This is a genomic window from Pseudomonas sp. HPB0071 (assembly GCF_000478505.2).
GTDB lineage: Bacteria > Pseudomonadota > Gammaproteobacteria > Pseudomonadales > Pseudomonadaceae > Chryseomonas > Chryseomonas luteola.
Genome location: NZ_KI517370.1, coordinates 188,194 through 212,856 on the forward strand (window position 1 = coordinate 188,194; position 24,663 = coordinate 212,856).

General features: G+C 46.0%; 25 protein-coding genes. 9 read left to right on the plus strand and 16 right to left on the minus strand.

From position 1 onward, the window contains the following. The first annotated feature begins 6 nt into the window (after positions 1–6). The 4 genes from HMPREF1487_RS25225 to HMPREF1487_RS25240 all read left to right on the plus strand — a co-directional run bounded on the left by HMPREF1487_RS25225 (position 7) and on the right by HMPREF1487_RS25240 (position 2,458). Positions 7–363, plus strand: a complete 357-nt coding sequence (locus HMPREF1487_RS25225) for a histone-like nucleoid-structuring protein, MvaT/MvaU family (protein ID WP_010799626.1) — start codon at positions 7–9, stop codon at positions 361–363. Between the two features lie 58 nt (positions 364–421). Beyond that, a complete protein-coding gene (locus tag HMPREF1487_RS25230) occupies positions 422–739 on the plus strand; it encodes a hypothetical protein (RefSeq protein WP_010799627.1) in 318 nt (105 codons plus the stop codon). A 226-nt stretch (positions 740–965) separates the two neighbouring features. Continuing rightward, complete coding sequence (locus tag HMPREF1487_RS25235) at positions 966–1,199, plus strand: helix-turn-helix domain-containing protein (RefSeq protein WP_010799628.1); 234 nt, start codon at positions 966–968, stop codon at positions 1,197–1,199. Continuing rightward, positions 1,196–2,458, plus strand: a complete 1,263-nt coding sequence (locus HMPREF1487_RS25240; RefSeq protein ID WP_010799629.1) for a HipA domain-containing protein — start codon at positions 1,196–1,198, stop codon at positions 2,456–2,458. Before HMPREF1487_RS25235 ends, HMPREF1487_RS25240 begins: the two co-directional genes overlap by 4 nt. A 279-nt stretch (positions 2,459–2,737) precedes the next feature. On the opposite strand, the gene HMPREF1487_RS25245 is transcribed toward HMPREF1487_RS25240, so the two are convergent. The 7 genes from HMPREF1487_RS25245 to HMPREF1487_RS25275 all read right to left on the minus strand — a co-directional run bounded on the left by HMPREF1487_RS25245 (position 2,738) and on the right by HMPREF1487_RS25275 (position 12,604). Next, on the minus strand, positions 2,738–4,984 hold the full coding sequence (locus HMPREF1487_RS25245) for a hypothetical protein (protein WP_010799630.1): 2,247 nt from the start codon (positions 4,982–4,984) through the stop codon (positions 2,738–2,740). Positions 4,985–5,004: 20 nt separating this feature from the next. Continuing rightward, entirely contained in the window at positions 5,005–6,084 is a 1,080-nt protein-coding gene (locus tag HMPREF1487_RS25250; protein WP_010799631.1) for a metallophosphoesterase family protein, read from the minus strand. Positions 6,085–6,411: 327 nt separating this feature from the next. After that, positions 6,412–9,039 carry a type IV secretory system conjugative DNA transfer family protein gene (locus HMPREF1487_RS26530; RefSeq protein WP_010799632.1) on the minus strand — a complete coding sequence of 876 codons (2,628 nt, stop codon included), beginning with the start codon at positions 9,037–9,039 and terminating at the stop codon, positions 6,412–6,414. Then, entirely contained in the window at positions 9,036–10,454 is a 1,419-nt protein-coding gene (locus HMPREF1487_RS25260) for a secretion/conjugation apparatus DotM-related subunit (protein ID WP_010799633.1), read from the minus strand. The genes HMPREF1487_RS26530 and HMPREF1487_RS25260 overlap by 4 nt, the downstream gene beginning before the upstream one ends. Beyond that, complete coding sequence (locus HMPREF1487_RS25265; RefSeq protein ID WP_010799634.1) at positions 10,451–10,960, minus strand: lytic transglycosylase domain-containing protein; 510 nt, start codon at positions 10,958–10,960, stop codon at positions 10,451–10,453. Before HMPREF1487_RS25265 ends, HMPREF1487_RS25260 begins: the two co-directional genes overlap by 4 nt. Then, the gene (locus HMPREF1487_RS25270) at positions 10,941–11,993 is read right to left on the minus strand and encodes a hypothetical protein (protein ID WP_010799635.1); all 1,053 of its coding nucleotides are present in this window, start codon (positions 11,991–11,993) and stop codon (positions 10,941–10,943) included. Before HMPREF1487_RS25270 ends, HMPREF1487_RS25265 begins: the two co-directional genes overlap by 20 nt. A gap of 11 nt (positions 11,994–12,004) precedes the next feature. After that, a complete protein-coding gene (locus HMPREF1487_RS25275) occupies positions 12,005–12,604 on the minus strand; it encodes a hypothetical protein (RefSeq protein ID WP_010799636.1) in 600 nt (199 codons plus the stop codon). Between the two features lie 80 nt (positions 12,605–12,684). On the opposite strand from HMPREF1487_RS25275, the gene HMPREF1487_RS25280 reads away from it, so the two are divergent. After that, positions 12,685–13,347: a hypothetical protein gene (locus HMPREF1487_RS25280; protein WP_010799637.1), complete on the plus strand. Its 663-nt coding sequence runs from the start codon at positions 12,685–12,687 to the stop codon at positions 13,345–13,347. A gap of 119 nt (positions 13,348–13,466) precedes the next feature. On the opposite strand, the gene HMPREF1487_RS26535 is transcribed toward HMPREF1487_RS25280, so the two are convergent. Further along, positions 13,467–14,822 (minus strand): toprim domain-containing protein, encoded by a 1,356-nt coding sequence (locus tag HMPREF1487_RS26535; protein ID WP_010799638.1) that lies wholly within the window; start codon positions 14,820–14,822, stop codon positions 13,467–13,469. A 230-nt stretch (positions 14,823–15,052) separates the two neighbouring features. On the opposite strand from HMPREF1487_RS26535, the gene HMPREF1487_RS25290 reads away from it, so the two are divergent. Continuing rightward, complete coding sequence (locus HMPREF1487_RS25290) at positions 15,053–15,532, plus strand: hypothetical protein (protein WP_010799639.1); 480 nt, start codon at positions 15,053–15,055, stop codon at positions 15,530–15,532. A 229-nt stretch (positions 15,533–15,761) separates the two neighbouring features. Here the strand turns inward: HMPREF1487_RS25290 and HMPREF1487_RS25295 are convergent, their stop codons facing one another. Together HMPREF1487_RS25295 and HMPREF1487_RS25300 are read right to left on the minus strand one after the other, a co-directional pair. Continuing rightward, the gene (locus HMPREF1487_RS25295; protein ID WP_010799640.1) at positions 15,762–16,643 is read right to left on the minus strand and encodes a M24 family metallopeptidase; all 882 of its coding nucleotides are present in this window, start codon (positions 16,641–16,643) and stop codon (positions 15,762–15,764) included. A 212-nt stretch (positions 16,644–16,855) separates the two neighbouring features. Further along, on the minus strand, positions 16,856–17,071 hold the full coding sequence (locus tag HMPREF1487_RS25300; RefSeq protein WP_010799641.1) for a DUF7740 domain-containing protein: 216 nt from the start codon (positions 17,069–17,071) through the stop codon (positions 16,856–16,858). A gap of 23 nt (positions 17,072–17,094) precedes the next feature. On the opposite strand from HMPREF1487_RS25300, the gene HMPREF1487_RS26540 reads away from it, so the two are divergent. The 3 genes from HMPREF1487_RS26540 to HMPREF1487_RS25315 all read left to right on the plus strand — a co-directional run bounded on the left by HMPREF1487_RS26540 (position 17,095) and on the right by HMPREF1487_RS25315 (position 20,152). Continuing rightward, positions 17,095–17,712, plus strand: coding sequence for a hypothetical protein (locus HMPREF1487_RS26540; RefSeq protein WP_051370296.1), 618 nt, complete (start codon positions 17,095–17,097; stop codon positions 17,710–17,712). 541 nt (positions 17,713–18,253) lie between these two features. Then, positions 18,254–19,225: a tyrosine-type recombinase/integrase gene (locus HMPREF1487_RS25310; protein WP_010799643.1), complete on the plus strand. Its 972-nt coding sequence runs from the start codon at positions 18,254–18,256 to the stop codon at positions 19,223–19,225. 141 nt (positions 19,226–19,366) lie between these two features. Further along, positions 19,367–20,152 (plus strand): ParB/RepB/Spo0J family partition protein, encoded by a 786-nt coding sequence (locus HMPREF1487_RS25315; RefSeq protein WP_010799644.1) that lies wholly within the window; start codon positions 19,367–19,369, stop codon positions 20,150–20,152. A gap of 176 nt (positions 20,153–20,328) precedes the next feature. Here HMPREF1487_RS25315 and HMPREF1487_RS27575 read toward each other — a convergent pair whose 3' ends face one another. From HMPREF1487_RS27575 to HMPREF1487_RS25340, 6 genes are all read right to left on the minus strand, one after another. Next, the gene (locus tag HMPREF1487_RS27575; protein WP_010799645.1) at positions 20,329–20,490 is read right to left on the minus strand and encodes a hypothetical protein; all 162 of its coding nucleotides are present in this window, start codon (positions 20,488–20,490) and stop codon (positions 20,329–20,331) included. Positions 20,491–20,508: 18 nt separating this feature from the next. Continuing rightward, a complete protein-coding gene (locus tag HMPREF1487_RS25320; protein WP_146766014.1) occupies positions 20,509–21,015 on the minus strand; it encodes a hypothetical protein in 507 nt (168 codons plus the stop codon). Between the two features lie 649 nt (positions 21,016–21,664). Further along, on the minus strand, positions 21,665–22,768 hold the full coding sequence (locus tag HMPREF1487_RS25325) for a serine protease (protein ID WP_010799648.1): 1,104 nt from the start codon (positions 22,766–22,768) through the stop codon (positions 21,665–21,667). 266 nt (positions 22,769–23,034) lie between these two features. Next, a complete protein-coding gene (locus HMPREF1487_RS25330) occupies positions 23,035–23,214 on the minus strand; it encodes a hypothetical protein (RefSeq protein ID WP_010799649.1) in 180 nt (59 codons plus the stop codon). Between the two features lies 1 nt (position 23,215). Next, complete coding sequence (locus tag HMPREF1487_RS26545; RefSeq protein WP_010799650.1) at positions 23,216–23,767, minus strand: hypothetical protein; 552 nt, start codon at positions 23,765–23,767, stop codon at positions 23,216–23,218. Between the two features lie 46 nt (positions 23,768–23,813). Further along, positions 23,814–24,629 (minus strand): restriction endonuclease, encoded by an 816-nt coding sequence (locus HMPREF1487_RS25340; protein ID WP_010799651.1) that lies wholly within the window; start codon positions 24,627–24,629, stop codon positions 23,814–23,816. Positions 24,630–24,663: the final 34 nt, after the last annotated feature.

Below are 24,663 nucleotides of genomic sequence, written 5' to 3' on the forward strand. Positions count from 1 at the left end.
CCACCAATGAGCCTTTTACAGACTTACTTTGAAAAGAAACGAGCCCTTGAAGCGCTTACTAGAGAGATAACCGCACTTGAACAAGACGATGCCCTCAAAAGAGATCTTGAATTCGCTGAAAAGCTCAAACGGCTAGTAGCTGAATATGGGACTGACTTAGGGCAAATCATTTCGATTATTGACCCTGCAAATATTTTGAATGGAAGCGAGCGTAAGCAGCGGCGATCCCGTGAAAAGGTTTATATCAACCCTCGAACAAGCGAACGGGTCGTAGCTAAAACACTGAGACACCCAATCCTCAAAGCTTGGATCTCGCAGTATGGAAAAGAAGTTGTTGATTCTTGGGTCCAACCAGAAGCATGACAGTCACTGCCGCTAGGTTAGGACATTGCAACGCTTTATAGATTAGAGAGGACAGACTATGACTATAAGCGCTAGATACTATGATCTTGGTGTAGGCGAAGAGGTCTCTGGCGCCATCATTGGGTCCAACGGCGTTGAAATTGCTTTCGATTTGAATCACAGCGATGGTTATCGCTATACGGTGAGAGTCAAGCGTGTAGATGGCACCTTATTTAAGGGGACCGCCATATCACAGCCGGATGGAGAAATAGCTGAGCTAACCTGCCGTGTTTATTCTGATCCATCAGAGGGGCTGACAATGATTGCAGGTTCTGGCTGGCGCTACCCTGGTGATAAAGAGTCGAGCCGGTGGCATGTTGAGTTACAGAATTCCTAGCCTTTAGCTGAGTGATCCCTACAGCCGTTACCTTCTAAAAGCGCACCATGATTTCTAGTGGTTACCGCTGATCTTAGTTGTAAGGTCACATCGCTTTGTAAACTTTGCTTTAGAAAAGCTAGAGAACTGTCTTTAATCCCTAGCAATGTAAAGAATAGTTTATATTTCGTTGACTTAGCCAGCTTCAGACACGTAATGTAAGCTATAGTTTACATTCGGACAGGCTATGACTAACTCAACTTACGTGCGGGTTCGCACAGCAGAAGACATCGGCAAAATTGCGCTAGCAGCAAGAGAGCAGCAAAACCTACGGCAAATGGACATGGCCGACATTATTGGGAAGAGCCACGTCCTGCTAAGAAGCATTGAGAAGGGAAATCCCTCAGTGTCTCTAGGTACGGTTCTGCATCTGCTCGATGAGCTGGGCATTCATGTTTACTTGGATGTGCCCAAGTCATGAGGCGGCTAAGGCTAATTATCAATGACACCCATGTCGCTAGTTTGACCGATCAAAACGGTATTTGGGCGCTTGAATACACGAATAAGTGGATAGAGAGCCCCACGTCCTATGATCTCTGCCCTGACCTGTCGCGCTCTGCTGGTAAGATCATGGATGGGTCATCAGTAAGGCCGGTACAGTGGTTCTTCGATAATCTTTTGCCCGAAGAGCAATCTCGGGACCTACTCGCTGCTGACGCCAAAATTGACAAGGCCGATGCTTTTAGCCTTCTTAGTCATTATGGGGCAGAGTCCGCAGGCGCTATCACTCTGTTGAATAGCTTAGAAGTCATTCCCGAGGGCGGAATGCAGCCATTGCCTGACGAGGCGCTCAGCGAGCGAATCCGAAATTTACCGAGGGTATCCCTAGCTACAGGTGCTCCTAAGCGTATGTCGCTTGCAGGGGCGCAGCATAAGCTTCCAGTAGTGGTCAAGGACGGGACATTGTATGAGCCCGTAGGCAGTCAGCCATCGACTCATATCTTGAAGCCCAACCATGAAAACGTAGACCATTTCGATAATAGCGTGGCTAATGAATGGTTTGTGATGACCTTGGCCAGGCGAGCAAAACTGAACGTTCCTGCTGTACATATGCGTCGTGTGCCAGATCCCGTATACCTGATAGAGCGTTTCGACCGGACAACTGAAGGCGACCAGATACAGCGCCTCCATGTGTTGGACGCCTGCCAACTCCTAACCTTAGATCGCCATTACAAATACGAACTAGCTACGATGGAAACTCTCAACCGCGTTATTGAGTTTTGTCGTCGTAAAGGGGATGCGCGCATACAGCTATTCAAATGGCTCGTTTTCAACATTTTGGTTGGTAACAATGATTCGCACCTGAAGAATTTGTCTTTCTATGTAACGCCAAATGGCTATGAGCTGGCGCCACACTATGATCTATTGTGTACTGCCATATATTCAAGGAGCGAAGACGATCCAACCCCTTGGCTCAATGCTGATATGACATGGAAGGTCGAAAATATGAATACGTTCGGCGACGTAACAAGGGAGCGAGTATTGTATATGGGTACTTGTGTGGGTTTAACAACTAGGATTGCAGGAAAACTTATAGATGAGATTGTAAGCTTAACGATAGCAGCTGCGAGTGATTTACTTGTTTACACTCAGAAAGAGTCTTTAGCTGGAGAGCATCGATTGCTCCGTCGAATTGTGCATGGCGTGATCCGTGATATGGGGGCTAGATTAGTCGCTTAGTAAAGTACAAGAGTATGCTGCCGTATTGAGGTGGTTGCAGAGTAAAAGCTAAAGAAGATAAAGGAAATTAATAATTAAGGCGCAATCAATTAGAAGCAAAAATTGATAATATCTTGCTTTAGAATTCGAATATCCAAATATTGATTGATTCTTATTATGACCTAAGGATTGAATCAAAAGTTGAGTGAGCGGCATTTAATTCATCTCGTATAGACTGTAACTGAAAAAAACTATTGCCCTTTCTCATTTGAAAAGGGCAATAGAGAAATACCTCACGGCCTAAACATAGTTCTGTGAAGTCTTACCTGTACCAAGCAGTTTAAGTTGAGAGGCTTCGCTGCCTTGTTTAATTGACATATAACCTAGACGCACAAAACGGCTAACCAAGTAGGTTTTCTCTGACTCTGTTGCCATTGAAAGAGTCGCTTGCAATTGTGGGCTAGGTATATTAGCGAGGCGCGTTAAATATTTTCTCTCACGGGCATCGTCTGATTGAAGTCTGAATAAAAGTGAGCTCTGTTTGAATAATGTTATTAAGCTTGATGGATCACCTCTATGTTCGAATTCTTCCCATAGGCAATCGTGAGCTTTATTAAAAAGGGTTTTCATCCTTTGCGAGCATAGATAATGGTAAGACATAATTAAGTTGAGCAATTCCTTGGAGGATAAATTTTCTCGCTGAGAAATTACTAATTTTGAGTAGTTCACTGTGGCCTTTATAAAGTTATAGCCATCGTTGCCATTCTTTGCCAATAATGCTATTTCTTTGTATAGATCTTTGCGACGAAACTCAGTTTCATATTCAGAAACTATTTGCAGCGCAATATTATTTGCTGCAATTGTGTAGCCTTTATTCCTACAGGTTTTCTCAATTGAGCGGAGTTGGTGAAGTTTGTCAGGGGCGCTACCGAGACTTACGATAATTGCCTTGGCTTGATAGTGATATGCGGATCGGTCTTTAATACCAAGAATTTGCTTAGCTGCCGACAAGGCATTGCTGTTCTCATTCAATGCTTCATAGCAGAACGCAAGGTCGAGCAATACTTTTGCCTTGAATTTCTTTTCAAGATGCGCGGAGCCTAACAAATCCAAGTTAATTGATGATGCCCGCTCAGAATCTCCAAGCATGCGTAAGCTTTTAGAGTACAAGAAAACAATATCTTGCACCGCTGGGGAGTAACCATATTCAATCAGCTTTTTTATTAGCTGATGGCATGTGTCACAGATGTACCTGAACTGTGATGCATTGTTCAGCTTAGAAATATAAAAATTTAATAGCGATAAGCTGTTCTGAATGGCGCGATTATCGCCAGATGCTAATGAATCATTTACCAAACGGCGTATAAGAGTTGCTGCGTTCTGAAATGCGAAAGACGTTTGATTCGCTCTGTCGAGATTGAATTCGGCGTTTAACTTGAAGCGTCCAAGCATCCAATCCCTGCCAAAGTATAAGGCGAGAGCGTTGTTGTTTAAGCTAGTTAATTCCTCTCTCGTTAAGTTATCTTTTATATAGTCTTGAATTAGCCTTTTGACAACCGACACCTTAGGAGCTACTTGATTCTCACTTTTAAAAAACGAGAAGCGGGCCACGTCAATAAGCCCAAGATCAGATAGTGCTTCTGCCATTTTGGGGAAGAACGGTTGATCTTGCCTAAAGTTACGTATATTTGAAATATCTTCCCCGTTTGAAAATACAGACAAACATTCAAGCAATAAATATAGTCGATTAGAGTTGGATTGTTTCAATTCCTGAATCAACGAAACCAGAGAAGCGGGAGCTACGCTTGTTTCAGGGCCTTTATACTCAGCAGCTGATGATTCTTCGAAGTCCAAATTTTCGGGACGTACAAATTTTAGGAGTCCAAGATATTTCTTTATAGTTTCCGGCTCTCCCTTGGAAAGGTTAAATAATTCCTCGGGGCGCATACCTGACTCAGTGACACGGCTCCCTTGTGGATGAACTATCAAATATTGATTAAAATCAGCTTCGTCCATCTGTTCAAGAACGATGGGTTTGAGTTCGCAATCCTCAGCTAAACCGGTAGTTCTTATAACTACACGTAAGTGTATGCAATAATCAAGGATTGTTTGAGCAAGGTTTGTTATTTCATTAACCCCACTCTTACCAGACTGCATGTTTTTACATGGAGCATCATCTAATAATAAGACAACATCATCCTTGCTTGAGAGTAGATTACATAGATCGACTATTGAGCATCCAAACTCCCGATCTAATAGCTGCTCAAAATCTTTTTGGCTTGAATAGCCAGATGTAGGTAAGCGGTACCAGGTCCGCTTACCATCCCCAAGCTCTTTCTCAACACACGATAAGAAATCCTCGCCAGCCATTCCCCAAGAAGCAACGACCCAACAAATTCGAGTCTCCAGAAGGCAAGAGACTGCGTTATCGATCTTATGCTTGCCCGAGCTAATGGGCATATATTCTTGAAAGAGAGGAATCGAGTGACGCAAATTTGCAAGTATATGGAAATGTTTCGTACTATGAAAAGCAAGAAGATTACCCAAATCACCTGCTGATTCATTAACTAGGGTTTTTTTTTTGAATAACTCTTAATATGGAACGTATGGGTAATACAGTCACCGCCCTCTGGGAGAGCAGAGTTGTCTGCAAATATACGCCATCCTCCAGCATTAATCTTATTTGCTATTCTTGGCCACATCAACAGTTGATTGGAGTCACCAATTACTTTGGCGAAATAAAACCCGTGGGCCCTATCAGTCTTGTCGATCCCTACTTTCTCTAAGCCAAAAAGCGAGGCAACTTGAATGTCTCTTTTCCGTGAGCTTTGACTATACTCTTGGATCCGAGCATCATGCTCATGCATATGACCAAACAAATGTGCATCAAAACGATCTAGCGGATTAACCTCATCGTTAAACTCCTCAATAGCAGCTTTAGTAAGCCAGTTTACTGGGTGGTGTGTCACTAAGATATTGATATCATTGGCTTGAGTCCACTTGCTTATTGACTGATTTACAGCTTTATGAAGTTGTGAATGCGAAAACTCCAACTCTCCTTTCGTTTTGGTCGACTCCAATTGAGACCAGGCAGTATTAAGACCTACTAGGCCTATCTTAAGGCCATTAGTTTCTAAAACACCTGAACAATCACCAGGAATGACGCCATGATGATCAATTAGTAATGGAATGTCATTATCACTGAGCTTTTCAATAAAAGAGGTGTAATTTTGAAATGCTGCTTTTATTTCTTTCCTAAAAGGATGTTCATCTTTTTCTAGTAAAGATTTTATATTCGTTTCGCGTTTGCGCCAGTTATCAAGAGCTGGAAGCAGTGCTGAGTCAGCGCCTGGGCGAGTTAAGTCATGGTTTCCAGGTATAACAAATAGCTTAGGTGGCTCACCGAGTGATTTAAATAGTTCCCAAAGTTCATGAATTTCTTCAATTACAGCTTCAAATTCTTTAGGATCAGCTTTCTGTGTTAGATCGCCTGAAAAAATAACCAGGTCTAGCTTTCCATTCTTTTCATAATACTTTTTTATATCGTTGTGGAATTGCTCCTTGACCTGAATCCAAAGTTCGCTTGCTCCGTTCATCCCAACGTGAAAATCGCTAATATGTAGCCAGCTAAATGTTCCGCTAGTCACTGCTTTCTACCTAGTTAAATGATCTTTGATGTGTTCGAGCCGATCAAGATAACCAGTTGGTTGAGATTGTCTTAACGGCAGCTATCATTACTTCTGAATAACAAACTCGGTAACGATGAAATATGAGAATTAAGAGTAGTCAACCTTCAAATTTTTTCCAGAGCACAGCCTACAAAAGATACGTTAATCTCAGCAAGCCTTTTATCGTTTAGCCAGTATCTGTTAGTGCTACTTTTTTAGTCAGCATCGAAACAATAGTCTCAATCGAGCGAATGAGTATCATTTAGATACAGCATTCGCTCGATCAGAGAATGCAGGGGGTGTGAATCAACGGTCGCTGCCGAGGTTCGATAGTTTGAAGCTTTCCAGCATGTCTAAGATCTTTGTTTGCTCAAATTTCTCTTTTGGCATCTGTGTAATTGGATACTCGAAGCTATCGCCAAGTAAGGAAAGAGACTCAGTAACCCGTTTATCAGCTTCCGCAGCGTCGTCATTAAAAAATCTCTCCGTTTCCACTAGGGCACGATGAGTTTGCGTGTAATCGACTGTACTGGCCATCCAGGGCATGTTGATTAGGTTACGCTCAACCGCAGATGCAAGCGCAGACTTCGGCAGTTCATTTTCCTCTACAGGGTAAGGCTCACTCGCTTCAGTGGTCTGATCCTGCCCTATCTGAGCCCAGTGATCGTACTCGTCAGGGAAAGCTTGCGTTCCAGGTATTGCATCATCTTCTGCATCGAGTCCGCTAAGGAAACTCGCTAGCGGATCATCGACCTGCGCCACTTTAGGCATAGTTGTGTCGCCAGATCCTGCGCCATCACCAGCATCATCAGGGAATACAACGGGAGGAGCATTGAAGATATCGGGATCATTCAAGGCTGCATCCAGCCCCGCCTGGTCGCCGAGGTTGCGCAGCTGCGTCTGCTCTGTTTCATGAGATTTCAGCAACAATGCATAAAGCTGAGCTGTCTCTGTATAAGCTTTTGGAGGGTTCTCACAGATAGTCTTAAGGATGCCGGTTGGCTTCTCGTATTCAAATATCTTGAAGCGATCCGTTATCCTGTTGATCGTTTGCATTGAGCTGAAGTAAGTGGTCATCTCCTTAAGCATGGCCCGTGAATCATCGTTCACCATGAGTAAGAGATCAGACCATTCAGGGCGAGGGTCATGGGCAATCAATCGCTTGACCATTGCCTCGTCAGGTAGACGGAGTTTAGCCATACGAACCGAGTACCAATGGCTCAGATAGCACATACGTGGATCAGAGTGCTTTTCCTGTATTCCATGGTTGAAAACTTGAGTCGGATGTATTTTTCCTTGATATGAGATGAAGGCTTGGCCAAGGCCCTGCGATTTAATAGCAGTAGAATCCAAGCGATCCCTACGCTCAAGGCTTATGTCTTTACTTGAATAGATGTTGCTTAGATCTCCGCCAACTTCATAGCGATTTCGTACAAGCACATCTGCTTTGCCACTAAGCTCTACCGCTAAATCTGTTGTCTCTTTGTCATCGAGATACATAAACTGCTTAAAAGCACTGTTCGAGATGATCTGTTTAGTGGTTCGCGAAATTTTCTCCAGCATGCCTGGGGCATCCTGTGTGCCAGTAAATACAGCAAAGCCAAGTCCACGTCCTTGGGCATTGGCCATTTCCTGGCCCTCAACGAGCATATAGGCACTTTCATCATTCATGATGCCGAAGGGAATTTCGGAGTTGGTAGGGAGATTATGCACAATGTCATCAGCGCTGCCCTCAAAGACGGTACCCAAGCCTACAACCATGGCGTTTTTGGTTGCTGTGAGTACTATCTTGCCGAGGTTTGCTAATTCATCGCCTGATTTTTCCATAGACGGCAATAGCGTGAGCAAAACTCGCCCATTAAGGACGACATCCTGATAATCGATTTCCCCTTGGCCAACGAGATAAATGTGGCCGTAGGTATCAGAAAGAGATGATAGCGCACGTGTAAAATAAGCTTGGGCAAAACCAAATTGGCGTGTTACCTCCTCTGGCTGCTGACTTATCTCTTTTGTGTCGTCATAGCCGGGTAAGGACTCAAGATAACCAAGCAGCGCGTCCCGGCTCTTCTTAGAGATATTATTGTTACGGTAGAGCTCCATAAATTGTTTGAAGCCCATGTAACGGCGAATGATCCCAGGATCAATCTGTAACTTTCCTAAATCGCGTAGGTCAGTCAATGCGGGCATTTCTGCTGATACCAGCGCAATAGCACGCTCAGCAAATATCTTATTATCCCCCTCGCTTGGTGGCATTAGAGAAACTAGTAGCTGAGTGTTTGATTCTGCCGAGCCACGAGCAAAAATCGCAGCATCGTTTGAGACCCGCTCAGCGGGGTCACGTCTTTCCGAACTAAGCCCTGTTATATAGTTAGTAACTCGGAAGTCGTCGTCTCTACCGAATATACGACATAACGTGGCAAGCTGGATCATTGCTTTAGGAGCAGCTTTGGCATCCTGAAAAGCAACACCTGAACCAACACTAAGAAAGTTTGCAATATAGGAGACAATACTCTCTGTCTTTCCGGCGCCAGTAGTTCCAAATATGAAAAAATGTTGTGTTAATGCTTTAAAATTTACCCAAATCTCTGTCCTGAGCTCTCTTACGTAGCCTATATAAAAACTGCCTCTTGCGTTATAAAACCCCGAACCAGCTGGTTTGGGATCATTTTTATCAACCTTATTTGCTTCTATAGGCAGATGTATAGGTAAAACGTCTGGCTTAGACAAAACTGCAAAACAAAGGATGAGTTGGATAATGAACCCAACCAATATGAATCCAGGCCACCAAAGTACTATCATCGAAGCGGTGAAGCCCCACGCGAATGGTAGCCACGGAAGAGCCAGTCCGTCCCAGATTTTTGCCCAAAAGGACCTTGGGTCAATAATAACCTTGTTTTGTTTGATTTCGTCTTGCTTACGGATAACGCTACTCATGGCTCGTCATCCTCTTTTCGGTGGCGGTTTGTGTTGATGGGCGGGGCGGTATAGGAGCTCATTCCGAAGGGGGCGCCAGCTTTAGTCTTGGCGGCAGCTGCCGCTTGCTGTCGAGCAATCTCTATGACCTCATTAGCCTCTTGTACGAGTCTTTGTTGCGCAGCTTCGGAATACTCACCAGGATCTATCCAATGTTCACGTGAGAGCACATCACGCATTTGATCTATAGCACCAGCAACCATTGGCCTTAATATCTTCTTACCAATCATTATTTCTACTTGAGCATGTGACCACGCACCTGCCTGCTCCCAAAACCATGCAGTTCCTCCCTGACCAGAAAGAGCGTACCAAAGAGTTCTGTTGACAGGTTTAAGCCAAAGCAAGTTGCAATGAAACAACCTACCTTTATCTCTACCCAAGCGCAGAACTCCTGTCATTACATTAATTTTATGTGCATGTAACTTTTCTATCTTCGTGACTTCAGGGTTGCTTCCATATTGCTCTAGAATTTCATCAATACCTGTAGTATCAGCGAAATGAGGTGTAAGAAGTCTACCTTTCTTATCACGCTCTCCTTCGTTAAAACTGAAAGCTATCTGCTTTACAACTTCCCATCCTTTTGCTTCGTCACCAGCGGCGTATATACAAAGAATTGCATAAAGAGCTTTCTCTAAAGGGGGTAGTTTTTCGAAGCCACTCCACAATGGTCCTAATTGCGATGAAAATGTTTTAAAGGCTTGTGGTATGTTGAATGCAACATACCTGTGGTGCGGCAACAGGGTTCGCTTAGTCGGAAAGTTCACTTTCTTTTGATCAGGGCTAAAAGACGGTATAACAACCATCTTTTTTTCATCAACAGGAGTATCTGCCGAGATAGGTTCCTTGGAGGTCCAAAGCATTTGATTGTCTAGTGCAAAGTCTAAAGGTAGAGCATATGTAGCCCAAGGCCCTATATACGGATGCTCAGCTAATAGGTCTTTCTTGTAGATGATTGCCGAGGCCGGAAAATGCTTCCGTTGTATCTCGATTAAATCGTAGACGTTTTTAATCTCTCGCTTATATTTGAACCGTACTACACCTTTATTAACCACGAAGCCTAGCCATAGCATGGAGGGTATAGCAATCCAGCGCCACACATACCCATGTATCTCCATGAGCTTAAGCAGTGTTGAAATTCCATGATGAGCCGGACTCATAGACGGTATTGCCTTACGAGCAGCAATAACTGTGTTTAACTCGGTTTGGCTCATCAACCAGGAAAGGTGTTCATAAATAGCAAATGCCCAATAACTCACATACAAGGTGAGCCACATGATGTAAGGCGAGAGGATGTACCAGGTACCGCCTAAGAAAAGGATCAGCAAAATGCCAAAGAAAGCGACCTCTGCCATGCCACTGCCTCTTTGATCGTTCATTTAGCCTCCTGAGAAGCATAAATTCGCTCAAAAGCAATGCGTAATTTCTTTGCGTAAATGATGTTGTACTGTGGTGTCGCTGAGTGATATCTCGCTATGGCGCGCAGGTACGACTCATCGTCAGTAACCGAACTCATAACCTCATCAGTCAAGGTCTGGCTCAGATGCCAGGCAGCTACTTCAGCGTTTACACAGCCATTATTTCTCAAGACCGATTCTGGTATTCCATGCTGAGCAATGGTTTGTCTGTGCGTTGAGTTGATCTGGAAAGGTCCAATGTCGTAGGTACCATTAGTATTGGCCTTACTATTTCGGCCAACCGATCCACCCTCAACCATTAATATTGCCCAAAGAATGTCAGGATGAATGCCATTCCTTTTCGCTGCCGTCTCAACACATTGAGCTGTTAAGGGGACTAAAGGAGCAGCCATCGTTTGCGCTGCGAAGCTTGAGGCGACTACCGTAACGAGAGCCAATACAAAAGGCTTAGCCCATCCGATTAGCATAACCTGCCCTCATAGACTGTTTCTCACGATGAGGAGAAAGCGAACGGATGGCACTAATCGCTGAAACTTCAATCCCTTGATACATGTTTTCGAAATCACTAAATACTTGGTCTAACGGATAACCGTTTACTACAGTCTCTCTTCGTAGATCCCTCGGCATCTCCTTTACTGCTTCTAGCGTGGTGCTGATATTTCTTGACCAAGCCTCAGCAAGCATTCGTCCCGCCTGTCTGATCAAAGAGTTACCTAAGTAGGCTCGCTCGCTTTCGCTTAGGCCAAAGCGCTTTTCCATGGCTTCGAGTGTTCCAAGCACAACTCTTTCATTTAGATGATCAGTGATCATTTGGGCAATGCCTTGGGGATCACTATGGAAGTATGAAAATGCTTGATATTCCGTCATCACCTCAGCGCTAGCTAAAGTCAAGGCGTTAACAATCTGCCATGTAGAGTCATGGGTGTTGCTGTAAAAACTGGTCGCGATACCCTCGGCCTGCTTCGCAAGATTCACAAGAGGTGCCAGATAAGCTCTGTTTTGATCTTCCAGTACCAACCCGTTATTGCGCTCGATTGCTCGGATAAGCACTTCCATGATTTGGCCGCTTATTTGAGACGTCAGCCAAGGGGGCGAGTCCTCAGAGGCCAATCCAAAGGCACTGACGACGTACAATGCATCTTTGCTGACCCTCTGGAGAGTCTTTGCCATGACTTGTTCAAGCTGCTCGCTTTGAGCTTGAGGGTCTACCCAGTTCGTTATGGCAGTAAGGAGGGGGGCAAGAACTTTGACTCCATGGCTCGCAGCTTTCACAGCCGTGTCGACAGTCTGTTCTTTGTCTTCTTGAATTGCTATCTGAGCAAATGCATTTGTCAGAAGGCTAGCTGCATCCTGCTCAGAATCAGCTCGAGCGGGCCTAGAGCTAGGAAGAGGGGGAGAGGGTAAGCTTTGGCCTGCTTGCAGCTGACGCTCAAGATCATCATCGCTTAAATAGCCTTCTGATCCAGACCCACGCATGTATTCATCTAAAAGCATAGACATCACAACCGCCTTTAACGAAGCGAGGGGAAATTGAGGGCGCGGCTACTTGTTCCGAGGGTTCCCCGGTTCGACATAATTGCTTCTAATCGGTCATGGTCATAAAGCTGCGGCCAAGCATCGACAAGCTGGTTTGGTGCAACATTATCTGTGGATTCTGTAATCCAGTTTTCTTGAAGATCTGTAATGTATGGCTCCAAAGGGACTACTCGTTGTGCCTCAGGAAGATTCAACCATTCAGCTGGCGAGTAGTTGTAGGCATGCATGCCAAGACAGATCGCGTGCTCCAATGCGGAGTCAAGCCAGTTCAAAGCAACTGACATGGCGAGTGCGCCAGGCTGTGAAATAGCCTCGTTGCCAAATGGCGCAGCTGGATTAACTACGCAGGTGACGGGCAGGATATTTGTAGCATTAGGCGGTGCGATTCCCGCTAAACGGGTCATAGCATCAGCATGAAGCACTAACGCCCAGGTGACCGGCCCGCATGAGTCCATCGAGGTCTCTAGGGAAATAACCTCGTTATGGATTGAAAAGCCAGATGCCCCCAATGATCTTGCTCGTTCAACGAGTAGCTCTGAGAGCTTTTCGAATGAATCAGGACTGTAGGTGTACATTTAAGCATTACTCAGAAGTATAGGTTTATGCTCGATATAATAATATAATACGATAGAAGATGTATTGATAGGAGACCTCTATGTATCGGGCAAGCCTCTCGCCCCAAGAACATGGCCTAAACCAGGTAGGAGGGTGGGTTCAGATTCAACTCGAAGATCAAGCTATCCAAGCCATACTGGACGGACTTCAGACGGCTGTGGCCACTATTACTATTGACCTTGTAGGAAAGGAGAGGAGTGGTGTTGAACGGCAGGTGCGAATGCGTTGGAACCAAAAGCTTGCTGCTTTTGAATGCCGTATAGAGGGCAAGCCAGCTGGTCTCATCCCTTATGACGAGCTAGCTGGAGCGCTTGATCTACCTTTATCCAATGAAGCTATTCCTTGCATTGTCTGCTTGCCAGGCCTGATTGATATCTGGAGAAGGGGATGCGTGGATACTAAAAAAGGTCTTGTTTATGTTTATACGAACATACCGGATCTGTCTTTTGCCGGTAACGCTAAAGGCTTTATACAAGACGGAGTGTCTAAAAAAGCGGATGCATTTGAATTCCGATTAAATCGTGGTGATCCAGCAAACGGTCCTTTGCTCGTGCCAGAAAGTCAGCGATGCCAGTTCCGTTTTTTCTCAATAGACATTGAGGTTAATAAAGGCTCAGGCTTCTCGCCTGAGGAGGGTATTAGCGCTATGACCTCACTCCTCGAACAGTTCGAAAAGACTTTCGTAAGTAAGGTCGTGGCTTAGGGCATGCCCAGGGTAAAGATGGCAAACACAAGGAGCTGAGCTTATGTGCAAACTCTGGGAGCCATGAGTAGTCAACATACCCGCTAAGGACTATTGAACAGTGTTCAGAGCAATATTACCTAGCGTAGAAGCATCCTTATGTTCTGTTTCGCCTCTTCATTAAGAGGCATCTTACTCAATGCGTGGATGCTTTCGTCAAGCTGAACTCGTTTGATCCACATGGACCAATTGGATTGAAGAGCATCAAACTCTTCGTCATAAAGCGGGCCGTGAGCCACTGCATATAAATATAGCTCTCCATCTGGCTTTTGGCCGCTCCTTAGCTGTGCTGCCAAGTCTACGAGCTCAGGTATCCCATGTGATGTTCCCGAAATATTGGCCAGCTTTGCAGCAATTCGGTTTGAGCTCTCCGAATGGATCATCCAGCGTGAGGCCATCATCACAAGTGGAGCCCAGTTAGAAATCTCTGCATTTGCAATCCTTTGCTTCTTTCCAGCCTCTATGCTTTCTGACGGAAGTCCAGTGTAAAGGCTCGCAATATCGGTGAGCTTATATTGAAGAAAACCACCTGAGCGCTCGATGTACTGTGTCATCCTACTAAGGTAGAGAGCCTTATCCTCTAAGAAAGGCTCAGAAGGTAACCCTTCAATGCAGACCTGGTGGATGAAGTCTGGTAGGTGCACAGCATTATCCAAACATCTTTGGAATGAATCAGAGCCTGAGCTTCGGATGAGAGAGTCTGGATCCTCTCCGTCCGGTAGATTGACGATCATGATCTGAAGTTCAGGCCTATAGCGTTGCATGATCGATTCAATATTGCGCTGGGCTGCTTTACGACCAGCTCCGTCTCCGTCGAGGCATACCCAGAGTTTCTTTACGCCATTCTGTATTAGAAGATCAATCTGAAAATCAGTTATTGCGGTGCCCATTGGAGCGACTGCGTAGTCGAACCCGTTAGCATAAAGGCGTATTACATCAAGGTATCCCTCCACGAGGATCGCTTCTTGGCGCTCATGAATCTGAGTTTTCTGCTGGTAAAGACCATAAAGAATTTTACCTTTGTCAAAAAGCATTGTTTCACGAGTATTGATGTATTTAGGGATTCCTTCATGTTGATCGCCAACAATTCGTCCCCCATATCCTACCAGGGAGCCATCATCGGTCCTGATGGGGAACATGAGGCGGCCTCGGAAAAAGTCGATTAGCCTGGCGGTGTCACGTACAGTGCTTAGTAAGCCTGCGTCTTTAGCAGCGAGCCTTACTCGATGCGAAGAGTAATGATCGACAAGGCCTCGGGCCAAGTCCGGCGCATACCCGAGCTCAAAAGCACGAGTCTCGCGCATTCCGAGACTCCTTTTACCCAGGTAGGTTACTGCGGGCTGGCTAGTAAGATGGTTCTGGAAGTAGATGCGCGAAACCGCTAACGCTTTGTTTTGCAGCTCAATTTGATCATCATGATCATCATGATCAGTCATTAGCAGCTTCCTTATGGCCGTAAGATAAATTTAAGTCATTCCCCTGAGTTACAGGGGTAGCTTGTTTATGGGTCACCACACCCAACTGGCTTGCGATCAAGAGAAATCTAGGCTCTCGTAAGCGACAAGAGGTAGGGGTGACATAGATAAAGGGTAATTTATGTTTGGTACAATGATAATATACGATAAAAATGGTGTTGGTACTTATCGCTAATCCAGAAGGAGGCTTCATGACGCTGGCGCCACCAGAGAGATCAAGACAGCAGATCGGAGCTAACGCATTGGGCTATGATATGAACTGGCCGTCATTTCTCAATAATGAGTTTGAGATAGCGAGATTCATAAGGTCTTACTCCCATAGATCTATCCCAGAAACAGTGCTTACGGAATATTTCCGTCACTCTCATGCCAAGCTCAAATATGTTCAGGTCAGCTCATTAGTAGACGAGGGCTACGATGATTTCTATCGATCAGGAAGCGAGAATCTAATACTTGGCTTAAACAGTGCACCAGTTGTTAGACCACTGGTTGTTGGGTGGGGATGCGAAGTAATAAGTGGAGGTACATTACTTATAGCCGCAAGGGAAAGAGGGGAGCTTGAAATATGGGCATATGTGCCTGCTGTGGGGCAGATTGCTCCAGCAGATAAGGTAAGTTCTTTTGAGCCTCAGAATAACTATAAAAACTTTGCCAGCGAAAAAACAATGTGAATCTTATGAGGTAGGCTTATTGATTAAGCGGTCTCGGACACTATTACTATCAAAGCTGATTAGGTTTCCGATTAAGGCTATAATCGGAAATTATTAACCCAGCGTTTCTGCTGATAGTTTGAAAAGCTAGTAACAAATTACACTGCGTCTTAAGATCCTGTCATTCTCTGTTTAGCTTTCGTTTCTAGCTTTAAGAGTGGCAAGTGTTGTAAATATTTATTGATGGCGGCTAGTCTACGTAGTTGGTTAACATTTTGTATCCGTCATCTTTAACCTCTACCATTGAAGAAAGCACGACGCTGTCACTTCCGTCTTTGGTGAAAGCCTCAAAGAAGTTCTCTGTACTTATACGTATGCCGCGCTTTCCGAGTTTAGCTACCACATAGATATTAAGGACTTGGCCTGTTTGCATACGTTTGCCAGTGGGATAATTGTTATGATACGTGATGATTTCTGGCGGCTGTATACGAGCCTTACCCATTGAGTAGCCACAGAATTCGATAATTGGTTGAACATTGTTTGCATCGAGTACCACCCCTATAGCATTTCCAATGTCGTCGAAATATGCGTTGTGACGAATTTGTTTGATTCCATTGCTCAGTGCTTTTCGAGCTACTGCAAGTAACGCTAATTGCTCTTTAGTAGCCTTCTCTGTTGGAAAAGTCCAAGCTTGAGCTACGTAGGCCTGCTTTGAAGCAGCTACCAATTCAACTTTAACTAATGTGGATTCTGGTATAGAAGTGGCTTTAGGGAGTCCGTTGAGGACTCCATCCTTGATTGATATGGGAACAGCAGCCGGATAGCCTTGATAACCCACAAGTACTGGCTGCCAGTCATGAGCCTTGAACTGCTGTAGCAGATAGGCTTGGATGGCTACTCCACTAGGTTTTTGACTAATAATTGGTATGAGCGAACGTAGGATCAGAGTAGCTTTCGGCCCCATACGTCTTTCTTCATCCAGGATGATGTCGTCAGGCAAGTTGGCAATATGGTTGGCCAGTGCAGCGTTACTAGTAGCGTACCGGTCGAGTAACGAGGAATCTGCGTTTGCCAGCAGAGAGCAGCTCCATGATATTAGCCCAAAGATAACTGATTTGATTATATGTTCCATGAGTTCCACTGTCTTGCGGCTTGATTTAGTGGCTTCGTTAAGTGTTTTTGTAAATTAACCTGTTAGACTACCTAGAGCCGTTAAAATAATCTAACTAGGACTAGCAAATGTAGGTCAGTACAAGCTTAATACTCCTTGAAGTTTCGGATCCTTGGTCTGCTGCACTCCCTCAATACTGAAATTTTGTTAGCATTTATCAATCTGAGAAGCGCCTATGCATAATGCTGGAGAATATCCTCGGGCATTGTTTTTAGAAAAAGCTTGATATGACGTAACGGCGATGGGCTATTAATCACGTCATACATATGCTGCCTGTATCGGCCAGGCAAGGCTTTAGCTACGCGCTTGGCTGTCTGAGATACTGCTTTATCGGTGCCATGGATTTCAGCCGCAAGTGCAAGTGTTAGAATCGCATCGTAGAATCTCATTGACTAAACTCCTGTAATTTAAGATGGCTATATCAAAAAAGGTAAATTGGACGGACGATTTACTATCAAGGCTCGGTCAGTCAGCTGATGCTGATATTGCAAGAGACTTGGGTATATCTCATGTTACTGTAGCTCGCAAGCGTGAGTCACTTGGAATAAAAGCCGCTAGATATTGTAGCAAAGACTTTGAATGGACTCCGGAAAACCTCGCTCTACTAGGCCAATACCCTGACGTTGAGGTTGCAAACATGCTTAACTTGGCCAGGCGTTCGGTATGGGAAAAAAGAACTAAGCTCGGTATTAAGCCAAAAGGCAGGAAAGGAAAACGCAATCATCCCAATCTTGCTGAGCAATGTATTATTGAGCTAGGTACCTGTCCTGACTCGATTCTGGCCAAGAAATACCAAGCTAGTGATGAGGTTATCTACAGGGAGCGTAAACGGAGAAATATTCCAGCGTTCAAAAGTACTAAGTTACTTACAGATGAGCTTAGAGCAGAGCTTGGAACCATTACCGATCTAGCACTTGCTTTGAAATATGGTGTCTCGCAGGCGTCGATTAGACGGTTCAGGCATGCGCTATCTATTCCTGCGTACAGCGCCGTAAAACGCAAGTTCGATCAGTTGGCGCCCAACGATTGAGAGCGTCTAATCTATAATAGGCTATTGATAGATAAGTACACGATTCAACTGCATTCAATGCACCTGAATCGTGTAAGCGCTGCATAAATGAATCGACTCGTGACAGTCGACCTTATGGTCCAGCACAGTAATATCCCAAGACACTGAGAGTCAGGTATGTGATCAGTCACTCTCGAATCCGCCTGCACTGTCAACCAAGGCTTGCGACCTTCAAGTAGATTACTTCCCTAAATGGTTCTTTAGGGAAGTAATGTTTTTGGGGTATGCTTTAGCTGGCTGTTGGTTAGATCTGGGCTGAATTTTCTGTCGAGGGATCATGGTTACTGCTAAGACCGATAAATATTCTAATAAATTGGTTAACACAGCAAAGAAATACAATCTATGTGCGAAAGCTAGCAATTCTTTGTAACTCGCGCTTCTACGTGAAATCTACTGTGCTTTCTTGGCTCCAGTACTGAACATTTTACGTAGCGGCGCTTTATGACATGCCCTTATCAGCTCCAGGATTGATCAGTGCTTGGGCTTATAAAAGGAGAATGGTATGCATGAGCTTGCGCCAGCTCTGGCTGGATCGAGTGTCTCTCGGACAGTCACGCCGCCTACCCAGGCAGAAGTGGCAAAAGCGTTACGCAGCTTTTACTCAGGGTTTAACCCGAACAGTCGCGTGACCATTAAATATGCGCTTAGTCGCTGTGCTGAGGATTTGGGCTTCCTGTCAGTATCCGGAGATCTCGCAGAGGTCCCATGGCATGCACTCACACCAGAAAGCCTCCACCACTTGATAGATCATTGGCGTGGAAATCTATCAGTGAGAACTATTCGTTTATACCTTTTTGCGGTGAGAGGCGTGGCTCGGGCGTGTTACATGAATGGCCTAATGGGTGCCAACACCTATGCGCTCATTCGAGAAGTTAAGATGCCAAGAGGCATTAATAAGGTTGGTCGGGGCCGATCAGTTGAGCTCCAATACCGCGAGGCCTTGATAGAAAACTGCATGCAAGATGAGCGAATTCAGGGTATTCGCGATGCAGCGTTGATAGCAATGTTTTTCGGTACTGGCGTGCGGCGCGCCGAAGCAGCTAGCGTCCTAGATGAAGATATTAACCTTGAAGAAGGTGAAATGGCCGTTCGGGTAAAAGGTGGCGATAGCGTGATGAAATATCTTGCCGCATGGTCATTGCCCTACCTTGCTCAATGGCGACAAGTTAGGCGGAGAAATGGGCTTTTTCGAGGTAGTTTTTTTTGTGGTATCGGTAAAAATGGAAAGCTATCCGGTAAAGCTTTGACTGGCCGTGGTGTCTTTTATCTTCTTGAGCAGCGGTCAATTATGGCGGGACTCCCCTTTCTGGTAAGGCCGCACGATGCGAGACGAACCCTTGGTACAGAGATACTTGCAGAGCATGGTGAGCTTGTCGCTCAGCGTGTGCTAGGCCACGCAAGCCTTACGACAACAAGGATTTATGACAAGCGCAGTGACTCTCTCATTAAAGATATTTTTAAGGCAAAGAGTTAATAAATACCAGATTGATAAATTGACTTAAGCTCCGTGGTCGCTGATAATGAGTCGACCACAGCGACCACCTGGCAGGCTGTCAATTGTTTCGCCTGAATCATGGACGCACTCTTCTTTGAGTCACCTTTTAAGGACTGGGTAATGAAGCAAATCAATTCACTTAAAGCCCTAAATACATTTTCGGATGATGTATCTAAGAGCGATCTATTCTCTATCGCTCCTGAGCTGTTGATTGAAGAAGAAGGCTTCAATAGCCGAGGTGCGTTCACTGAAAATTACTTTGAACGGCCTGAGGTGGCAGCGCATATTCGCAGCCTGGCTGATGCGTATAAAGCAGGACGCTACGTGCCGCCAATAGTTGTGAAAGTACGTAACGCAGATGTTCTTGTCCGAGATGGTCACTGTCGTCGGCGCGCTATCCTCCTGGCTAAGTCAGAAGGAGCAGACATTAAAAAAATCCAAGTCCTTGAGATAAAAGGTGATGAGGCTGCCCAAGCAGCTTTGATCGTAACCAGTAATGACGGGATGAAGCTATCCCAGCTGGAACGGGCTGTTATCTATGGTCGACTCGCTGCATGGGGATGGTCTGATGCTGAGATAGCGCAAAACATAGGTCGTACCGCTGAGCATGTTCGCCAGCTACGGTCTCTGCTCGAACTTCCTCTGGACCTAAAGCGATTAATACAAGATGGAGCTGTTTCATCTAGCTACGCAGCTGAGCTCTATGCCATGCATGGAGAAGCGGCTATTGAAATGGTGAGAAAAGGACTTAAAGAGTCGGGTAAGCAAAAAATCACCAAGAAGAATGTATCCTCTAGCTCTACCTCTTCTCCCCGTATTGGGAAGAAGCTTGTTGAAGCTATGCGTACCCGTCTGGCCACCCTCCCCTTAGATAATTTGAAGGTGCTGAAGATGGCAGGAGTGTAACCCTCACTATGTCTCTGGAAGAGGTCGAAGCATTGCAAGCTTTGCGTAAAGAGTTGAGCTGCTATATACCCGCCGAAAAAGACGATCCCGAGTGCGACTCGCAACATCAGATTCCTTTGGAATAGTTTAAAGCAATAGCTTCTAGTCCTTAAGGCATTACCGGTTGCTTTCCGTGATCAGTTGTACGTTGGGTCAATGCCCAAATCCTGCATGTCCGATTCATACTTGTCGAATCGAGACCATCCCAGGATTTGGAGGATTTCAAACGCCTTGGTCAGTGGCAGTTGAGCTTTACCCGCTGCTGAGGCCGCTTCGGCGATTGGTTCTTTGTCCTTCATGGCGGCTTTCCCTGATACTCAGCTAAACTCATCAAACTGTGGCATGGTGGTAAATCTAATTGCCCCAAAGCGCTCCTTGGCCGCGTCCATTGCCTCTTCCATAGTCTTGAAAGGCTTACTAATGATCATGTTTTCATGCGTGCCACCTGAAACGCTCCAATCACCCTCCTGGTAGCCAAGTTCAGCTTGATCCTGACTCATGGCCTCAATCATGTGTTTTGTAACTTGGCGGACTACGCAGACTGGATCATGCGCTTCATCGAATGGGCTTTCTCCTTTAGCCCTCTCGTTAGCATAACCAATAAATATCTCTTGCTCGCTAAGAGCAAACTTTTTGCCCTCTTCTATGAGTTCATCTATGAACAGTTGGATGGCTTCTTCGTTTTGGTAATGATCTCCTGCGACAATGTCTATCTCAGACAACCATTTATTTGTCTTTGAACCGATTTTTTTCAGGGCCTTGTCTAGCCGTTCAGGTTGAAATTGCTCAACAAACGCCTCTGATACAAAGACGAATGCAATCACATGGTTCTCTGACCGGTTACAGGAGTGAAAGGTGTTTAGCTCTGTCTCAAGCCAAAACTTGAATGATGCTTTGGTGATTGAACTGCTTGGGCTTAGGCAAAGTATCCCGTCTTGGAAAATCATCAGTATCCTTACTAGGTTTGCTGTGAGGAAGTAAGAATACAGCCGACAGAGTAGCGTGGACAAACTCAATAGCTACTCAAGGGCCGAATAACCATAATTCTGTTCGGAAGCTACGTTCTGCTCGATCAATCTTCCCTACTTAGGAGTCTGATACAAGAAAGGATTGCTGAACAGCCTGATCATTATTAATCGTCAACCGGTTACCCTCTGCCTCATAGGTAGTCTTTGCGAGCTATTAAGCCAACGTTCCCACCTGCCTTCGTCATCAAAATACGTAGCCCATACAATCGAATCGCCTTCAATACGGCATCTATATCTAAACGATTTCTTATCATCAGCACGGTCATAAGAGATAGTCGCGTCGCCACCTAAAGGCTTGCCTGCTTTCATTGTTTTGACCTCTCGGCCTATTTCAACGGCTATGGCTGCTTTGCATAGCTCTGCCTTTAAAGTTAGCTGCATTGGTCGCAGTGGAAATAATCAAAGCCGTTAGGCATGTGTAGAGAGCTTTGTATATTAGATTTTCCTAGAAGGCGACTATTCCATTTTCTACACGGTTGAGGAGCTTCAGAACGTGCTCAGAAGAAATGAAATTCAGACGTTTCCCTACACCTCGGATCGCTAGCCCAACATAATGAAATCGCTCATCAAAGCGGGCAAACACCGGCCCCCCGCTCATGCCATTCAAATCTACTTCCGGTAGGTGTTCGTCTATGTTCATGGTGAACAAGCCGTCCACAAACTGAGACTCGTTTAAGACGCCGCTCATAATGAATGGATTTTCAACTAGGTCGAAGTTTTCAGCGTCGAAATTTTCCTCGAACTCTGGAAAGCCAACACAGTAGAGCTTCTGGCCAGGAGTGAGGTCCGAAGCCGGTTTGACTTGACCCTCCAGGCGCCACGCCCACCACTCTGCGGTTTCGTTGACGTCTTCAACGTTGATCTGCCAGATCAGAACATCTCCTTGGTGTTCACCGTAATCAGGGTCTTGCGCTTCCAGCGCAATCGGAGGCAAAACAGGGAGAATTTGGCGAGTATCAGGTAGCAAAAGACGGAAGTGTTCAGTGTTGGCGCCTACATTTGTAGCGACGTGTCGGGCAGTGACGGCAAATTGCTGATTGCCACGTTGCATCATGAATAATGAGCCGCCGCCCCAGCGCACGTTTGAAGCGCTAGGGGCTCCTGCTACAGACTGCCACATGATTGGTCTGGTACCGGTGAGCAACCCTATCTCAAGCTCTTGCCAGCGGAGCTTTTCCGCAATATTGGTCCATTGCTCATCACATTCAACAAACTGCTCAGGGGACATACCGAGTTCTGCTGCTGACCGTGTCCGAAGGAGGTTCTCAATCTCAAAGATTGCTGGCAGATAATATGCCATGAAGGCTCGGGTGAAGTCTCTAAAAGCTATGTGGGGGCTATCCTGTTTTTTAGCCCGGCCTTCTATGAAGGCGATTTCCCCACGGTCGGAGTCAGTCCCAGCTTTGAGGAGTTTGTTCCCACGTGGTGATAAGCGTCCACTAGCAGCCGCCTCTTTAAGCGCCTCGTTAGTCGATTTAAACCGGCGAACCCATACCTCTGGCGGCTCGTACTCGTAGGGATCACTCAGCACAGATTTTGTAAGTGTCATCAAAATTTCTCTGAATTTTAGCGGAAGCTAAAATGAACGTTCCTCTACTGCCGCTCCCAGGCGTTTCTAGGTCTAGCATCCCTCTGAAATTCGGTCATGCGATTTTTTTATAACTCTGTGGGTGCGGTTGGGTCTGTACCAACGTTGTGTATGAGCAGCCAGACTTGGAGTCCTTCTGGCTTTTCGGGCATGCGCAATAAATCTGCTCCCAGCGGCTTTACCGATGCCCAAACACCGGGACCGATTGCATGCATGTCGTGCACCTTCTAAAACGCGCCCTTATTGACCTGCTCCTGTAGCTCTACCAACAACACTTTACGATCCCATGCCCGAGGCGTTGATTCGGCTTTCGAGTACGGTAGAGCACGCAGGTGGTCTAACGCTGCCTGAATATCCGGCTCCGAAACATAAATTGCTGTTTTGGCTTTTGCGAAGAACGAGCGCATCTCAATTTCCTTGATCAGTCGCTGGCAAGAATGGATACAGCTCCACCTCTTTCCAGCGGTGGTAAGGATCAGGCTCAAAGACCTGTCCGGTACTACGGCAAAACTCCCATTCGGTTCGAAAGGCCTCAGCGGTAAGCGAGGCATGCAACTCCTGATGCCACTCGAAAGTGCCCATGCGGCCTACTTGGAACTGCTTTACCCGACTTCTGCCTTGGGAATCCGTCCAATTAACCCCATACACCAAATAAACTGGACAGCCGAGACGGCGACGGTCCTTTTTCAGATAGCGGGTGATTCCGACGCGCCCGACGCTACGTTTGTGCGCCATTGGGAAAGTGCGGAAGCTGCCACGTCCATTCCCAGCATTGGGCAGTTTCGCAAGCATCTGGTCTCGCCAGTTTACTGCCGCACGCAGCGCCTTTTCTTTGCTGATGAATCGCGACCAGGCGAATGTGGCAGAATATTCGTAGTCACCTCGCACGATCCTGACCTGATAGGCATCGTAGCCTGGGACGGTGATGTTGTGTGGCAGGAAGCGAGGGATAGCAGGCATCGTTTTTCCGTGACTCTTGGGCGTGGCCGCAGGTTGCGCTGTTTAGTCAGTGGTGAAGGGTATAATCGATAGTTTTAGTGTTGAAGTCTTCCAGTACGCCTTTGACCAAACCCATCGCATCAAAGCTGAAATTGAGCGTCCTGCTCGAATGCATATACTGAACGTCGAGGCTGTGAATTTTGACGCGTTGCCCTGATGGTAGGACGATGAAGGTGCTTGGCGGTGTAAGGGTAGTGATAAGTGGCGCGCCAATTTGGTTTTCGTCGAAAGGTACATTTCGATCCAGCCATGTGACTGCTGGCACAGGTGAAGCTGTGCCGTCTTGGAAAAGCGCCTCCAAGATGTTCACAGAGACGCCGTAATCACCTGCCAACGTCGCGATTGACTCTTCATCTTTACTATCAATCTTGAAAGCAAGATCGACATACTCGGTCCGGTTAAGAATGCCTTCGATCTCGACCTTCTGTATGTAGCCATCCCAATCAGACCCCTTGGGATCACGAAGCCGCTTGAGGCTTATCCCGTAGAAATTGCATAGGTTCACTACGCCGCTTTGAAACCCCATAGTGGTGAGCAAGACGCCTTGGCTGTTGGGAATATCGGTGAGCAAGCCAAGCAGGTTGCGTGCGTGGATGAGGTCGATAGTGGATTTGTAGTATTTGCACTCCACCAGTACCTGATGCTCTACACCGTCTTTGAAGTAGCGCCAGTATACGTCGATCTGGTGAGCTACGCCTGAACGCCCGGTGATTTGGACGTTATGCAGTACCTCTATCGTCTCAACCTCATCGGTGGCTAGAATCGCTTGGTAGACCTGCTGGGCAACCTTCTCGTATTCGGTGCTGTTCTTTACGTCGAGCATTGCGGACTCCCTTTTTGCGGACGCGGAAACCGCG